This is a genomic window from Pseudoalteromonas sp. BZK2, from assembly GCF_014349195.1.
GTDB classification, from domain to species: Bacteria; Pseudomonadota; Gammaproteobacteria; order Enterobacterales; family Alteromonadaceae; genus Pseudoalteromonas; species Pseudoalteromonas simplex.
Map to the genome: position 1 here is coordinate 144,445 of NZ_JACSOG010000005.1, position 15,245 is coordinate 159,689.

Here is a 15,245-nt window from a genome sequence, read left to right on the forward strand (position 1 = left end):
TTAGCATGATATAATTTGCAAAATGCCTTAATTTATCACCGTCATGATAGCAACAATAAGCCAACAACAAGCCACCACAGAACTCGTTTCTAATTACTTAGATACAATACAAAAACAAGGTTTTAGTGGTGATACCGATGCAAGCTTTTCTACACGTTTAAGTTTATCAACCGATAACAGCGTTTACCAACAGGTACCTCAAGGTGTCATCTTTCCAAAGTCAGCAAAAGACATACAACTTGCTATGCAAATTGCTTCTCGTGATCCGTTTTTATCACTGACTTTTGGTCCACGCGGAGGTGGTACAGGTACTAATGGTCAATCGCTAACCCCAGGTATAGTTGTTGATTTATCTCGCTACATGCGTGAAATTTTAGAAATCAATGTCCAAGAAAACTGGGTGCGCGTGCAAACGGGTGTAATAAAAGACCAATTAAACGACTTTTTGCGTCCTTACGGTTTTTTCTTTGCGCCCGATTTATCAACAAGTAACCGTGCAACAGTCGGTGGAATGATAAATACAGATGCATCAGGTCAAGGCTCTTTGGTTTATGGCAAAACAAGTGATCACGTTTTAGGCCTAACAACTTATCTTGTTGATGGCACTGAAATGTCAACAACCCCTATGCCTATTGAAAAAGCAAAAGTAATTGCTGAACAAAACACGACAGTAGGTAAGTTATATAAAACAGTTCTTGATATTGGCCTTGAGAATCGAGACGCTATTTTAGAAAAATTCCCACGTTTAAACCGTTTTCTGACCGGCTACGATTTAGAACATATTTTTTCTGATGATTTACAAACCTTTGATATGAGTCGATTAATTACTGGCTCCGAAGGTTCATTAGGTATAGTTACTGAAGCAAAACTAAATATCACGCCCATTGCTGAATTTAAAACATTAATAAATATTAAATACGATAGCTTTGATTCTGCACTTCGTCATTCACCCTTTCTAGTTGCAGCAAATGCAACTTCTGTAGAAACAGTCGATAGCAAAGTACTTAACCTTGCTCGAGAAGATATCATTTGGCATTCAGTATCGGACTTAATAACCGATGTTGAAAACAAAGATATGCAAGGGCTCAACATGGTTGAGTTTAATGCGGTTTCACCTGAAGACATTAAAGATAAAGTAGACACTCTTTGTAAGCTACTCGATGAATGTGTTGAAAAACAAACTAATGGGGTGATCGGTTATCAGTTAACGAATGACAAAGCTGATATATTAAAAATTTATGCAATGCGTAAAAAGTCAGTGGGCCTTTTAGGAAATGTAAAAGGCAGTCAAAAACCGTTAGCTTTTGCTGAAGATACTGCAGTACCACCAGAAAACTTAGCCGATTTTATAGTCGAGTTTCGTGAACTTCTCGATAACCACAACCTTCAATATGGTATGTTTGGCCATGTTGATGCCGGTGTATTACACGTACGACCTGCTTTAGATATGTGTGATCCAGAGCAAGAAAAATTACTTCGCCATATTTCAGATGAAGTCGTTAAACTGACTGCCAAATATGGCGGATTGATGTGGGGTGAGCACGGAAAAGGATATCGAAGTGAATATGGCCCTGAATTTTTCGGCGAGCATTTATTTACACAACTTCGAAAAATCAAAGCGGCATTTGATCCAAATAATAGAGTAAACCCAGGTAAAATCTGTACGCCAATTGAAAGTAAAGACTCACTCGTTTCTGTTGATGATCAAAAGCGTGCCTGGTTCGACAAAGAAATTTCTATCGATGTTAAAACTGAATTTAATAACGCGATGACCTGTAATGGTAATGGTCTATGTTTTAACTATGATGAAAAATCACCAATGTGTCCATCTTATAAAGTAACAGGTGACCGCCGTTATTCACCTAAAGGTCGCGCAAGTTTAATGCGCGAGTGGTTGCGCCTTCAAGAGTCTGAAAATATTGATTTACTCAATGTCGAAAAAGAATTAGTTAATGGCGAAGTAATCACTTGGTGGGAGCGCTATCAACATAGTCGCGATAAGAAAAAAGGCGTTTATGATTTCTCTCATGAAGTAAAAGAATCAATGGACGAGTGTTTAGCTTGTAAAGCATGTACTACTGCTTGCCCAATCAAAGTTGATGTACCAACATTCCGTTCACGCTTTTTAAATTTCTACCACAGTTATTATGCGCGCCCAGCAAAAGATTATTTAGTAGCAGGCATCGAACAAACTGCGCCGGTGATGGCAAAATTTGCTAAAGTGGTAAATCCAATAGTAAATACAAAACTTGTTTCAGGATTAATTAAAAATACCATTGGTTATGTTGATACGCCAAGTTTAAGCATACCGCAACTTTCTAAACGTATTTCAAAAGATCAGCATTTTAATTTTGAATTACTTAATTCACTTTCAAAAGAACAACAAGCTGAATATGTACTGATAGTACAAGATCCATTCACGAGTTTTTACGAAGCCGAATTAGTCGAAAGCTTTATTAAAGTCATTAAAGCGTTAGGCAAAAAACCTATGCTATTACCATTTAAACCTAATGGTAAAGCACAGCATGTAAAAGGGTTTTTAAATGAATTTAAAACAACAGCAAAAAATGCTGCTGAGTTTTTAAATTCACTCAGTGAAATCAATGCTCCTTTAGTTGGGCTCGATGCATCTTTGGTTATGTGTTACCGAGATGAATATGTGTCAATTTTAAAAGAGAACCGTGGAGATTTTAAAGTTGAGCTTGCGCATGAATGGCTTCAAACGCAAAACTTTAAACAAGTTACTCTTGCCACTACAACGAGTTCGCCATTTAAATTGTTGAGTCATTGTACTGAAACAACAGCAATGCCGAATGCATCTAAAGTTTGGCAAACCATTTTTGCTGATCTAAATTTACAGCTTGAAACTACCAGTACGGGTTGTTGTGGTATGGCAGGAACGTACGGCCATGAAAAACAAAACCAAGAAAATTCACGGGCTCTTTATGAAATGAGTTGGCAACCAATTATTTCAAGTAATGAGCCTGAAACTATTTTAGCAACTGGCTTTTCTTGTCGTAGCCAAGTGAAGCGCTATGAAAAATTTAAACCAAAGCATCCACTGCAATTAATTGCAGAGCTACTTTAAGTTGTAAAAATAAAAAAGGCGCTCAACGCGCCTTTTTTATTGGTAACTTTTTGCTATGGGCTTGGTACTCATGCCATGAATGAACACACTAAATAAAATGGTTGTTAATGTTACTGTGGCAATTTGTTCTTTGTTTTCAATTGCTGTATCCATCACCATTAAAGTGAAAACGATAGACGCCAAACCTCGAGGACCAAACCACGCAAAAGTAAATTTGTCTTTGAAATTTAGATTAGTAAACATAAGTGAAAGGAGTACCGGCACAATTCTAAAAATCGTCACACTTAATAACGCATAAAAAACAATTGGCCAAGTGATATCATTCACAATTAAGTGACCACATACAAAACCGAATAAACACCAAATTAGTAGCGCAACAAATTCGGCGATATGCTCAGAGTCTTTAACTAATGTTGAACGTATTTTTTTAGGTGCTAAGTAATCAAATAAAAGTCCCGCAACAAAAACAGCAATAAAACCACTGCCATGGAAATTTTGTGTTAAAGAGAAAATAGCCATCACTAAACCAATCAATAAAAATGGACTGCTATTATTTGCAAAGTAATGACGTGCTAATGCTATTTTTAAAAGTGGAATAAAGACGGCCATCGACACGCCTGCAATAACAAGTGCAACACCTAACTCTCTTGCAAAAACAAGTAAAGTATCAATTGTCGTTACAGCACTTTCTGGATTTTGAGCTAATAAAAGTAAAATTAGAAAGATGGGTACGCAAAGGCCATCGTTCAAACCACTTTCCGTATTTATTCCTTCGCGAACTTTCTCTGGAACCGATGTGCATTCTAAAATTCCTTTGCTAAGCGCAGCATCCGTTGGTGTTAAAATAATCGCGATCAAGGCAGATTGAAAAAGTGATAACTCCGAAAAGAAAAACAACCCACCAGCTACACCTAACAGTAATGTCATCGGCAAAGCTACAAAAAGTAACAGGCTAGGGTACTGATAACTATGTTTTAATACGGGAAGTTTTGATTTAGCGGCATCGGTAAATAAAAAAATACTTAAGGTTAATTCAACCAAAGGTAAAATGTCACTGAGTCCGGCTTCGCCTAACTTAAACTCACTCGGCAAAAAGTAAGACATTGCAATTCCGACTAACACAAAAAACATCGGCCCGGTAATTTCTGTTCGCTCTAGCTGACGAATCGTCAGTGAGTAAAATAATAAAGCTAAACCGACTAACGCCAGTATTGTATATTCCATTAAACTTTCCTTTTTATTCCAGACTTTGCACGTTCTTTTATATTTGTTTGAATATAAATTTGATCTGTCGTAGCAATTTTTGCATGACCTAAATCTTCAGATAAATGCTTTAGCGGTCTTGTTTGAGCATCGTGTGTTGCACCAGTATGCCTTAACCAGTGAGCAGTGGCTGCTTCAAGTTGTTCCGCATCATCTTTAAAGCCGTCATCTAAAAGAGATTGTTTTGCTAAATCAAAACTTTGCTGAACCAAACGACGAATTTGACGAACAGTCATTCCACCTTTACCACGAATTTTATGAACTAACGGCTCAGCTTCATCAACGCGGGGCAGGGCAGGTAAACCACGGTAAAGCCTATAACGTTTTAGATATGATATAAAATCTTCACTTAAGGTAACATCACGTAATTTATTGCCTTTACCCATAATTCTTAGAAACCAAAAACCATCATTATCTTGCCAAAAATGTGACATAACGGGTGACCACTGAGGGCGCTCGGATAACTCAGATATTCGTAAGTACAACCCTTTTAAGCAAGCAAGTGTGAATAAATTTCTTTCTAAATCAGGTTGTTGTTCACATAAATCACGAGTAACACCAAAAACATATTCCCATTGAATATCACTAAGTGTATCGGGAATTTTAATTTGCGATTGCACAACTAAGTAAGGGCTATTCTTTTTAACAACCGGTACAAAGTTAGCAAGGGTTTTTTCTTCTAAAATTGCGAACTTATAAAAAACATTTAAAGCTGTAAACATAGCTGCGAGTGTTTGTTGGCTAGCAATATTTTCTTTATTGATGAAAGGGCGCCAATTTGTATTTAGTCGTCTTATGCCTTGTTCATCTTTATAACGCCATTGCACTGAACTTGATAACCAGGCTGAATCTGGTTCAACCATAAAATCAACATAGGCTTCAATATCTTCACGTTTTAGATCAAATACCGATTTTTCAGCAACCAACCACGACCATAAACAAAAACGCTCAAGCTCATTTCGAAAACGATTAAATGTGGCTTCTGATTTTCGGCCATACACATATAAAAACTGATAAACAAAAGCTAAGTCATTTTTTGATTCAGCAACAGTCAATCCAACTTGATGTATAAAGTGTTCAAGTTCTGGATATTCTGTTGCAAGAGTATCATCTTCAAGATGGGCAATTTGGTAACGCAGTTGTTTTAATGTATCGACGAGAGCAACGAGCATAATGATGTAATATCTTGTAAAATAGCTAGTTATAAGATTACCATAAAGTCCGATACTGTCTAGTATTGGACTTAATATATCTATAGTATTTGCAACATTAACTAGATTGCCATACTAATATTCAAGGAATATGTATGAAAAAGTTTATCGCTATTAGTTTAGTTTTAATCACTACAATTTTAACCGGTTGTGCTACAACAGGAAGTGCATCTCCCGATGAAAAACGTGCTTTAGTACAAAGCATGAAAAACAATACATTAAGTGAGCTTTACGCTCAAAAACCTGATGTTAAACAACAAATTGCTAACTCTGCTGGTTATGCGGTTTTTGATAATGCCAATGTAAATGTTGTTTTAGCCAGTTTTGGCGGTGGTTATGGTGTAGTAAAAAATAACTTAACCGGTAAATCAACTTATATGAATATGGGTGAAGCAGGTTTAGGCTTAGGTTTAGGTGTTAAAGACTTTAATGTTGTGATGGTTTTTCATAATCAAGCAGCAGTAAATCGCTTTATTGAACATGGTTGGGCATTCGGTGGAAATGCAGATGCAGCAGCAAAATATGAAGATAAAGGTGGTGCTTTAGTTGCCGAAGCAATTGCCGACCAAGTAACTGTTTATTCCTTAACCGAAAATGGCCTTGCGTTACAAGCGGTACTTAAAGGCACTAAGTTTTGGGTAGATTCTGAGCTAAATTAAGCTATTTTAAACCTTTCTAAAAGTGGGCTAGTTAGTAACCTAACTCCCACTTTTCATTATTTCATGTAATTTAACATAACGTAATTTATGGGCTATCCGCTATTACGCAAAAGCGTCCTCAGTTGGAGCATTTGCTAGTCCTGCAACAAGTGTTAGCGCTACACATGCCGCACTAATCTTTTTTACAATATCCGACCAGATCTTACCTTCTTCCTTCGATTTTGATTTTTCGATAGCAAGTTTTAGTAAAGCTTCTTTTTGATCCATTCCAACAGCATTGGCCATTGCGATGCACTGGTTAGCAGTTAAATGACGGTTACCTTTTTTAATTTGAGACATATTACCTGAGTTAAATTCAGTAAAATCTGAAATAACTTGTTTGTCCTGAGTGTAACCTTTAACTTCTTTATATTTTTCAATTAGTTCGTAACTAAAATTCATAGCGTTCTCCTCACTTACTTAATTATAACTGTCATTCTTGATAAATAAAAAGTTGACGACTGTCAAAAATGAATGCTAGATTTACCAACATTCAAGATTGACAGTTTGTCATTTTAACAAGGAATACGGATATGAGTTTCACTAAATTACATGAGCTAAACCAAACTTTATCTCAATATTTACTCGATACATTCTCAATCGATATTCCTGACCCAGTTACTCTAACCATTTTCTTCGGCCTGTACTTGTTTGTAATTATTGCTGCGCTTTTGGCTGTTAACGAAACACTTAAAGATTCATATATGGATAGTAAGGACTAGATAATGACCGCACTATCATCTACCCAATACGCTCAAGTATTCCCGTTAAATACTGCAATGAATTTAACGGCTAATTTGCACCCTGCAAACACGGCAAAAGATGTTTTCGAGAATTTATCTAAGCCAATGAAAGAACGTTTTTTCGACTATCAAACTTGGCGAAATCGTATCTTTGAACGTCATTCTAACCTTGCTCACATGCTTAGTTCGGGCTATTTTTTAGCTGAAAAATTCGGCAATTTAGCCGATGCAAACGCCCGTTTAAAGCGTGCAGATGAAGCGTTAAAACTTGGAAATCTGAAGTTCGGACACATTAATTTGTCCGTTTCTGATGATGAGCTTTGCGATATTGCAGAGCAAAAAGCTCGCTATTGCGAGCTTAAAATCGCTAAAAATGGTCATAACTTGCATGTATTTGCTCAATTAGAAGAATTAGCAAATTCATTTAATATCGATGCACCGGTTCTCGTTTCACCTTACTGTTCAACCCTATCAGCAACATCATTAGTTGGGGCTCTTAACCGTTTTGCAGACCCTATTTGGTGGCGTAGAAAACTTCGCAAAATCCAAGCTGTAACCATCGAACAATTAGCGCGTGATTTAAGACTCGTACATAAAAAAGCGAGTGCGTATGTCTCACAGCCAACCATCCAAAACCGCCGTGATAGAAAACGAAAATCAGAGCAAATTATGTCGGATTTATTTGTTGTTCCAAATGAATCAAATCCGTTTGAAGAGTTTGAAACACTGCAATCTATCATTGAACGCTCTCATACATCTGGCAAACAACAAGCTGCCGAACTCATGGTTCGTATTCGTGGTTTCGAAGAACTGGCCGACATGCATGGCCATCGCGGTGAGTTTTATACTTTATCAGCGCCTAGTCGTTTTCATTCAGTACACCACACAGGCATACCGAACAAAAAATATAACGGCTCAACCCCTCAAGAAGCACAAGAATACTTTAACGATATTTGGAAACGTGCACGCGCCCTATTCGCTAAGCAAGATTTAAGACCTTACGGTTTTAGAGTTGTTGAACCACATCATGACGGTTGCCCACACTGGCACATGCTTTTATTCATGGAAAAAGGTGATGCAACTCAAGTACGTAACATACTTAGAAAGCTTTGCACCCAAGATACACCGGACGAATTCAAATCAAAAACAACCCGCTTTAAAGCAATAGCTATAAACAAAAACAAAGGCTCTGCGGCTGGTTACATTGCTAAATACATTACTAAAGCTGTTACTGGTGATTGCATTGATAAAGTCACTTGTTCTCAAGCTGGTGAAATTAACGTACTACCCGCTGATGCTGCCGAACGTGCATCAACATGGGCAAGCACTTTTAACATTAGACGCTTTCAACAAATCGGCGGGCCATCTGTCAGTTTATGGCGAGAACTAAGACGACTAGGCCAAGGCGAACAAGGCAAATGCGAGGTTGCAAACGCAATGAAAACCACACTAGATACCGTATCAAAATATGCCTTAGAAAAGGTTCGTCAAGCCGCTGATTCATCTGACTGGAAAGCGTTTTGTTTAGCAATGGGCGGCGTACAAGTTAAACGTAAAGACCAAACACTAAGACTGCATTACCAGATACCTGACATTGTTGACCAAATCACAGGTGAGATTAGCCGAAGCGAAACCCAATCGCCCTACTTTGCCACCAAATACGGCGACCAACCAGCCAACCGTATTTTGGGCGTGGCATGGGATGCCGTTGTTGTTATCACTCGTCGCGGAACATCACAGATTTTGACAGAAACAGACATCAAGGCTCAGCGCAAAATCATGATAGGCGTATCAGAGCAGATTCAAGGCTGGCATGACGACGGTCGCTTATTCGAGCCAACCAAAGAAGAAATGCAATTCCTAGAAGCATGTGTTTTAGAGGACTATCAAAACATGTGTTTGTTCATGGATTACGAAGCACTAGCAGGCAACATTATGAGCGATGAAATCGCGAACTTGGACTTGTGTCATTAACTGTAACTTTTAAATTTAACACCACCCATTAAGGAAATTTTATGAATATTGAAGGCGCAATCACGGATTTAGCACCAATCAACCGTACTGATGATAAAGGTGCTCCACTCCCAACAACCGCAGAGTTTAAGCTTCACACAAAGAACCCTGCACAAATTCTGTCTGTAAAAGTCTCTGCTGACCAATACACAGACGGCACTTACAAGCAATTAGAACAAATGCAATCAGACCCGAATGGCTGGGGCTTAAAGCCTGTATTACTGAATATCGAGTATTACGAAGGTGCGAACGTTGCTCGCCAGATGGATTGGAAAGGCTTCCGATTACACAGCCTTGCTGAACATAAGGCTAAATAATCATGGCTACTTGTGTCCAGCTTGAGTACGGCGAACTAAAACCAACCGCGCAATCAATCCAAGACTGCACTGGCTTTGTCATGCTTGAGCCGACCGAGTACCAACAATTTTTGCTAGGTTCCTCGTTGTTTGACCCTAGCGAAATTCCTATTGAAACAGCACAGATGCTTTTTGTAAGTGGCTTTTCGATAGTTATTACTTGTTACATGGTCGCTTGGGGCTATGGAACGGTAATCAACTGGTTTCGACCAGAAAACGACAATACTTAAATTTTAATTTTCAAGCTAAAAGGAAATCATTATGGATTTTACAAACGTTACTTCAGTTGTAGATGCAGCGATTATCGTTGCTGCGATTACTGGCCTAGCCGCTCTAAAAATGGCTCCGGGTGTAGCTAAATGGGGTTACAACAAGGTTATTGGCTGGTTCCGTTAATCACCGTTTAACCTGTTTCAAAAATCGCACATCAAGCCACGTTTCTTTGCAGGTGCGTGGCTTTTTTAATGGAGTAATTAACATGATTTGGGGTATCTACTATGCAGCACTTGGCATTGCTTGCGCCGTTGCGGTCATTCGTGGTTTCGAAAGCGAGTAAACTTTTATCATGGTGTTTCCGCGGTCTAAAGTTCGCAGCTAGACACCCACTTAAATTTATTTTCAATCTATTCAAGCTATGGTTCTGCATGATGATGCTAACTGTATTTGCATCATGTGCTATGGCGGAAGTTGATATGAATGATTTAAAGTCACCTGCTCAAAATACTATCAAGGGTTGCCTTGGGCCACACGGTTCTCCTTCAAGTACTGTTGCTGAATGCCAATCTTTGTTTGCTCAAGTCGTATCAAACATTACTAATAATGATAGATATTTAGGCGGAGATTTTACATCCTACAATAAATCTGAAACTATATTTAGGGATAGATTCTCATATTCTTATTGTGGTCATTATATTGATGCAAATAACCCTTGTACTGATATAAGAAATACCAACGCTTATAATGATTACTCAATTGATGATACCCCATCATGCCCTCCCGTTTCTTTTCCAGATTATGACATTCCTATATATGTTAACGATGACACACTTATGTGTGGTAAAGACTTGCCACCTAATAATTGCCCAGAGAACACGGCTGGTGATACTTATGTAGGTGGTTCAGGTTCAGCAAATTCAACTGTTTGTTATCAAAATGATGATGGCTCACAATGCCATATACAAACAGATGCGAATGGCGGTTACTTATTACCTTCTACCTTTGATTCTGCAGAACCTGTCACTTGCAACGGCCTACCATCTAATAATGAAGATGATGAAGATAAGTTTTGTTATGTCCATAACAATGGCGGAATATATTCCGTTGACTGTCCTACCACTTCAATTTCTATCGATACAACTGGTATACAAAAAAATGCAGATCAATTAGCTGTAAATCATGAACGCCTTGCAAATATAGAAGCATCTTTTATCAGCCAACAAGACATAGATAACCTTATGGCCTCTGGAGAACTTAAAGGTGAAAAGGGAGAGCAAGGCGAAAAAGGTGATAAGGGTGAAAAAGGAGAAAAAGGCGAACAAGGTATTCAAGGTGCTAGAGGTGCTGCGGGCGCTGATGGCCAGAAAGGAGAAAAAGGCGAACAAGGCGAAAAGGGAGAGAAAGGAGATAAAGGCGAAAAAGGCGAACAAGGGGCTAGGGGTTTACAAGGTATTGCTGGAACAAATGGAACCAACGGTAAAGATGGTAAAGATGGCATTAATGGAACAGATGGCATTGATGGAGAGGACGGCGAAGATGGCGAAGGTTGCTCTATAGTTTCGACAATGTCAGGTGCAACTATCTCATGTGGAGAATCGCAATCTGAATTATCAAATGGTAACTGTTCCACTGAGTCACTATCCAATGGAGATACAAAAGTCACATGTCCAGATGGTTCTGAATCAACGGTCAATGGTGTGGATGAAGATGGAATTATTGGCGCTTTAGATAAGCAATTATCTGAAATGAAAAAGCAAACAGATGAACTAAAGTCGCAATCAGAATCACTTGAAAACATAGGGACATATGATGGTGAAAAGCCAGTTATCGATTATGAAACCAAGCCCGATGGCTATAACGAAATAGCTGAGTTTGATTGGGAAGCAGAGAACTTCGGTACCGTTCTTGAAGAACATAACCAAGCAATGCGTCAACTTCCAATTATCTCAGCTATTGAGAATTTCTTTACAACTTCATTTGGTGGGTCATGCCCAACTTGGTCAGAAACTGTCACTGTGATGGAAGGTTCATTTACAGTAACAATAGACCAATTTTGCAGTCCTGCTGTTCAAAGTATATTGCCTATGATTAGAGCTATCTTAATGCTTGTCGCTGGCTTTTTTGCATGGAGGATAGCAATAGAATGATTAACGATTTATTAGATTGGCTCTATGAGCAATGGCAAGCTTTTATAGAATGGTGCTATGAAATATTAGTGTTTATTCTTGACGCTTTGATGTGGGTAGCGCTTCAAGTATTTGAAAAAGTACTTGAGGGTTTTCGTTATATTTTCGCCATGATAGACCCGCCTCAATTTATACAATCGGGTATTTCACAGTTCTCTAGCGCAATTCCTCCCGAGGTAAGTTATTTGCTTGGTGTAACAGGGTTTGCTGAGGCGCTTGGTATAATTGGTCTAGGCTACACGTTTAGACTTACCCGCAAAGTCTTAACTTTATTCCAGTGGTAATACTATGATTATTTTCCACGAAGGTTTGCCAGGCTCTGGCAAAAGCTATGAAGCGTTAGTTAAACACATCATTCCTTCATTAGAAAAAGGCCGTAAAGTCTACGCACGACTTAACGGCTTTAACTATGAAAAAGTAAGTGAACTAACAGGCCGTACAGTTGAAGAACTCAAAGAACTGTATACCGAAGTAACTGAAGAACAAGTCCATACCGTTTATGAAATAGTAGAAAACGACTGTCTACTTGTTATCGACGAACTCCAGAACTTTTTCCCCAGTGGCAGGCAAAAGCTATCTGATGAAATGACTCAATTTATTGCTGAGCATCGCCATCGAGGTATGGATATTGTGTGTATGGGTCAAGCTTTAGCTGATTGCCATACCACATGGAAACGAAGAATTGAGCGAAAGATTACCTTTTTGAAACTATCAATGGTTGGCTTAGATAATAAGTACAAATGGGAAATGTACCAAGGCTCTATCAATGGTCAAAAAGGAGATGTTGTATTTAAGAAAATTAAGTCAGGCACTGAAAAGTACGATAGTAAATATTTTGGTTCATACCTCAGCCACCAATTAACGACCGATAATACGGATGTATATTCTGATGACCGTGTGAACATATTTAAGTCAAAACAGTTCATGCTTTACTTACCAATTTTCATAGGTGTCATTGCGTTTGCTATTTATTTCTTAAGCTCATTTTTTAGTGGTGAAACACAAATTGTTAAACAAGAATCCAAAGAACCGAGCAACAGGCCAGTAGCAAAAACTGAAGATCAATCTTCAACACCCACAACTGGAGAATCTAATCAGCAACAAACACAACCTCCAAAACCTAAAATAAGCGTAGACCCATATCAACGTTTAAGAGATATGATTCAAAACAACAATGCAATGATAACTTATGAAGAAATTTATAAAGGGCGAATTGCTGACTTGCGTGTTGTCGTTGAAAATGATGCAAAGCAAGTTCTCGATACATTCAATCGAGAGGAGTTGCTAACTCTAGGGTATCGCTTAAAGAAAACAATGTTAGGTATCGAAGGTTATCGCGGTACTAAATTAGCGGTCGTATTTAGATATAAACCGACTGATAAATATTTTGATAACCAAATACCTGATGAATCTTATCATGATTTGTACACATCCAATTAAACGCTAAAACCCAAGCCTTTCAACTTGTTGAAAGCCTTGGGTTAGCGTTTAACTAATCACCCTCCGTCACTGGTGACACTATGACTAGAAACCAAAAATACGAGCAGAAACAAAAAGCTAAAGGATTAAAGAAAGTAACCCTTTGGATACCTGACGAATCGGAAGTTGAAATTAAACAGATGATAGAATTTCTGATTGATAACCCAGACCATATACCTTTCATGGCAAGAAATGTCAGAACAGGCCGTATGAAAAAGGCCATTTAGTGGTACGTAATTTTTTACGTAATATTTCTATCGGTACGTAATAATGAACAAAATTATCACGTACCACTCACCTTTGTATCTCCAGTTCTTGGAGGATGGCGTAGCCATGTCATACATTCCAGAAAATTCACATTTCATCGCGAAAGCGTTTCCATTTTCAATACAGTTTATTAGGGTCGGGTATCAATTCAGTGAAGTAGCCAATCGCACTCACTGCCCTAGTCTGTTTTCAATAAAAGTTGATTGCCTTCTGATAAACCAAGCTGAGTTAAGGACGGCACAGCAGCCGAGGGAAACACCCTCCCCCCATATACTAATAAGGGGGGAGCGAAACCACTTACACCGAAACCGAGTGTGCATTGTGATTTTAACAAAAAGGAGTAAATCACAATGAGCAACTTTAAATTGCAGTTCGTTACGCTATTCGGATATGACTACGCAAAAGGGGCTAAAGAACTCGGAGTAAGTGAACGCCAAGTAAGGAGATATGTAAAAGCAAACAAAGCTAGTAAACCAGTCGAAAAACTGATTTGGATAATGTATCGCGGTTACTTACCTGATACTGGCCCTTGGGCAGAATGCAGTATTTCGTACCATAACAATGTTATGACTACACCTTGGGGGAAAGTTAAACCATCAGATGTACAGTTTGTGCATCGTTACAAATGGTCAGCTAAGGAACATGAAACTATGTACAAAAAGCTTAAGTCGGAAACAAAAGTTCAAGATAAATATTTATTTGATCTTCAGGAGCAATTGCTAGATATTATAGGTGATATATCAAGAAAAACAGTTATTTAGTATTTAAAATAGGATTTAATAAATGGATATTAAGCAAATAAAATTCATACATGATTATTTAGTTACATATTTTGATGGCAAAGATGACCCGATATCACCTCCAGGGATAAAAAATGAAGGAACATTAGAATCTGCAGTACAGCGTCCTTTCATGACAGTTGGCGGCAAAGATGCATATGTTGGAGTCTTTAACAAAGGTGCTGCTTTATTTCATTCACTAATAAACAACCACTGCTTCCATAACGGGAATAAAAGAACTGCATTACTGGCGACTTTAGTTTATTTAGGTGATAACGGACATTGGGTTACTGTCCCCTCTGATGATGAGATGTTTGAATTTACAAGAAAAGCAGCTGCGCATGAATTATCTGATAATCGGCTAGATGAATTAGCGATAATTAGTGATTGGCTGAAATATAACTCCCGTAGGAGAAAAATGGGAGAACATTTATTAAAATATCATGAACTAAAAGATATTTTATATGGTTTTGGCTTTGAGTTTGGTTATGAAACCAATAATGGAAGAGCTATTGAGTTACTTAAAGACGGCAAGGTAGTAACAAAGATTCTTAAAAAAGGTGCCAAAGGAAAAGAAGACTATGACAAGCAATACATTCAACGTTTGAGGAAAAACTTAAAATTGACTCCTGATTATGGTGTAGATAGTTTTTCTTTTTATGGTGAAAAAGGGGTTACTGATAAATTGGGTAAGTTCATGACTATTCGTCATAATGTAATGCGTGAACTTGCTAAAATATAGTTTATTACTGGCTCATCTTAAAATTATTTTAAAAAACAAGCCATGCCAACCTGTCAAAGCTGACAGTAAACGTAAATAACTAATAAAAAAGGGCTTTTCGCCCTTTTCTTAGTTTTTACGTACCGTAATTTATGGGTAATTAAGTATAATTTGTTTCTAGTAGTTAATTTACTTGTTTATATCTATTTTACTATCTTTTATGAG

16 protein-coding genes are annotated in these 15,245 nt (G+C 37.9%); 13 read left to right on the forward strand and 3 right to left on the reverse strand.

The window, feature by feature from the left end:
• Nucleotides 1-43 precede the first annotated feature (43 nt).
• Complete coding sequence (locus BIZ38_RS04820; protein WP_187489713.1) at nucleotides 44-3,088, forward strand: FAD-binding and (Fe-S)-binding domain-containing protein; 3,045 nt, start codon at nucleotides 44-46, stop codon at nucleotides 3,086-3,088.
• A 36-nt stretch (nucleotides 3,089-3,124) separates the two neighbouring features.
• On the opposite strand, the gene BIZ38_RS04825 is transcribed toward BIZ38_RS04820, so the two are convergent.
• Both BIZ38_RS04825 and BIZ38_RS04830 read right to left on the reverse strand, forming a co-directional pair.
• Nucleotides 3,125-4,312 (reverse strand): cation:proton antiporter, encoded by a 1,188-nt coding sequence (locus tag BIZ38_RS04825; RefSeq protein WP_187489714.1) that lies wholly within the window; start codon nucleotides 4,310-4,312, stop codon nucleotides 3,125-3,127.
• Nucleotides 4,312-5,523, reverse strand: coding sequence for a tyrosine-type recombinase/integrase (locus tag BIZ38_RS04830; RefSeq protein WP_187489715.1), 1,212 nt, complete (start codon nucleotides 5,521-5,523; stop codon nucleotides 4,312-4,314). The genes BIZ38_RS04825 and BIZ38_RS04830 overlap by 1 nt, the downstream gene beginning before the upstream one ends.
• 134 nt (nucleotides 5,524-5,657) lie before the next feature.
• Here BIZ38_RS04830 and BIZ38_RS04835 point away from each other — a divergent pair, with 134 nt between their 5' ends.
• Nucleotides 5,658-6,221: a YSC84-related protein gene (locus BIZ38_RS04835; protein WP_054553327.1), complete on the forward strand. Its 564-nt coding sequence runs from the start codon at nucleotides 5,658-5,660 to the stop codon at nucleotides 6,219-6,221.
• A 102-nt stretch (nucleotides 6,222-6,323) separates the two neighbouring features.
• On the opposite strand, the gene BIZ38_RS04840 is transcribed toward BIZ38_RS04835, so the two are convergent.
• Nucleotides 6,324-6,662: a DUF3693 domain-containing protein gene (locus tag BIZ38_RS04840; RefSeq protein ID WP_054554905.1), complete on the reverse strand. Its 339-nt coding sequence runs from the start codon at nucleotides 6,660-6,662 to the stop codon at nucleotides 6,324-6,326.
• 131 nt (nucleotides 6,663-6,793) lie between these two features.
• On the opposite strand from BIZ38_RS04840, the gene BIZ38_RS04845 reads away from it, so the two are divergent.
• From BIZ38_RS04845 to BIZ38_RS04890, 11 genes are all read left to right on the forward strand, one after another.
• Nucleotides 6,794-6,982 (forward strand): hypothetical protein, encoded by a 189-nt coding sequence (locus BIZ38_RS04845; RefSeq protein WP_187489716.1) that lies wholly within the window; start codon nucleotides 6,794-6,796, stop codon nucleotides 6,980-6,982.
• Nucleotides 6,983-6,985: 3 nt separating this feature from the next.
• On the forward strand, nucleotides 6,986-8,977 hold the full coding sequence (locus BIZ38_RS04850) for a replication endonuclease (protein WP_187489717.1): 1,992 nt from the start codon (nucleotides 6,986-6,988) through the stop codon (nucleotides 8,975-8,977).
• Nucleotides 8,978-9,018: 41 nt separating this feature from the next.
• Complete coding sequence (locus tag BIZ38_RS04855) at nucleotides 9,019-9,333, forward strand: hypothetical protein (protein ID WP_187489718.1); 315 nt, start codon at nucleotides 9,019-9,021, stop codon at nucleotides 9,331-9,333.
• A 2-nt stretch (nucleotides 9,334-9,335) separates the two neighbouring features.
• Nucleotides 9,336-9,602: a hypothetical protein gene (locus BIZ38_RS04860; RefSeq protein WP_187489719.1), complete on the forward strand. Its 267-nt coding sequence runs from the start codon at nucleotides 9,336-9,338 to the stop codon at nucleotides 9,600-9,602.
• Between the two features lie 31 nt (nucleotides 9,603-9,633).
• Nucleotides 9,634-9,768 carry a hypothetical protein gene (locus BIZ38_RS21745; protein ID WP_262387556.1) on the forward strand — a complete coding sequence of 45 codons (135 nt, stop codon included), beginning with the start codon at nucleotides 9,634-9,636 and terminating at the stop codon, nucleotides 9,766-9,768.
• 248 nt (nucleotides 9,769-10,016) lie between these two features.
• Nucleotides 10,017-11,735, forward strand: coding sequence for a collagen-like protein (locus tag BIZ38_RS04865; RefSeq protein ID WP_222938004.1), 1,719 nt, complete (start codon nucleotides 10,017-10,019; stop codon nucleotides 11,733-11,735).
• Nucleotides 11,732-12,058, forward strand: coding sequence for a DUF2523 family protein (locus tag BIZ38_RS04870; protein WP_187489720.1), 327 nt, complete (start codon nucleotides 11,732-11,734; stop codon nucleotides 12,056-12,058). Before BIZ38_RS04865 ends, BIZ38_RS04870 begins: the two co-directional genes overlap by 4 nt.
• A gap of 4 nt (nucleotides 12,059-12,062) precedes the next feature.
• The gene (locus BIZ38_RS04875; RefSeq protein ID WP_187489721.1) at nucleotides 12,063-13,214 is read left to right on the forward strand and encodes a zonular occludens toxin family protein; all 1,152 of its coding nucleotides are present in this window, start codon (nucleotides 12,063-12,065) and stop codon (nucleotides 13,212-13,214) included.
• An 80-nt stretch (nucleotides 13,215-13,294) separates the two neighbouring features.
• A complete protein-coding gene (locus BIZ38_RS04880; RefSeq protein WP_105180822.1) occupies nucleotides 13,295-13,480 on the forward strand; it encodes a hypothetical protein in 186 nt (61 codons plus the stop codon).
• Between the two features lie 390 nt (nucleotides 13,481-13,870).
• Nucleotides 13,871-14,281, forward strand: coding sequence for a hypothetical protein (locus BIZ38_RS04885; protein WP_187489722.1), 411 nt, complete (start codon nucleotides 13,871-13,873; stop codon nucleotides 14,279-14,281).
• Nucleotides 14,282-14,303: 22 nt separating this feature from the next.
• Complete coding sequence (locus BIZ38_RS04890) at nucleotides 14,304-15,041, forward strand: type II toxin-antitoxin system death-on-curing family toxin (RefSeq protein ID WP_187489723.1); 738 nt, start codon at nucleotides 14,304-14,306, stop codon at nucleotides 15,039-15,041.
• Nucleotides 15,042-15,245: the final 204 nt, after the last annotated feature.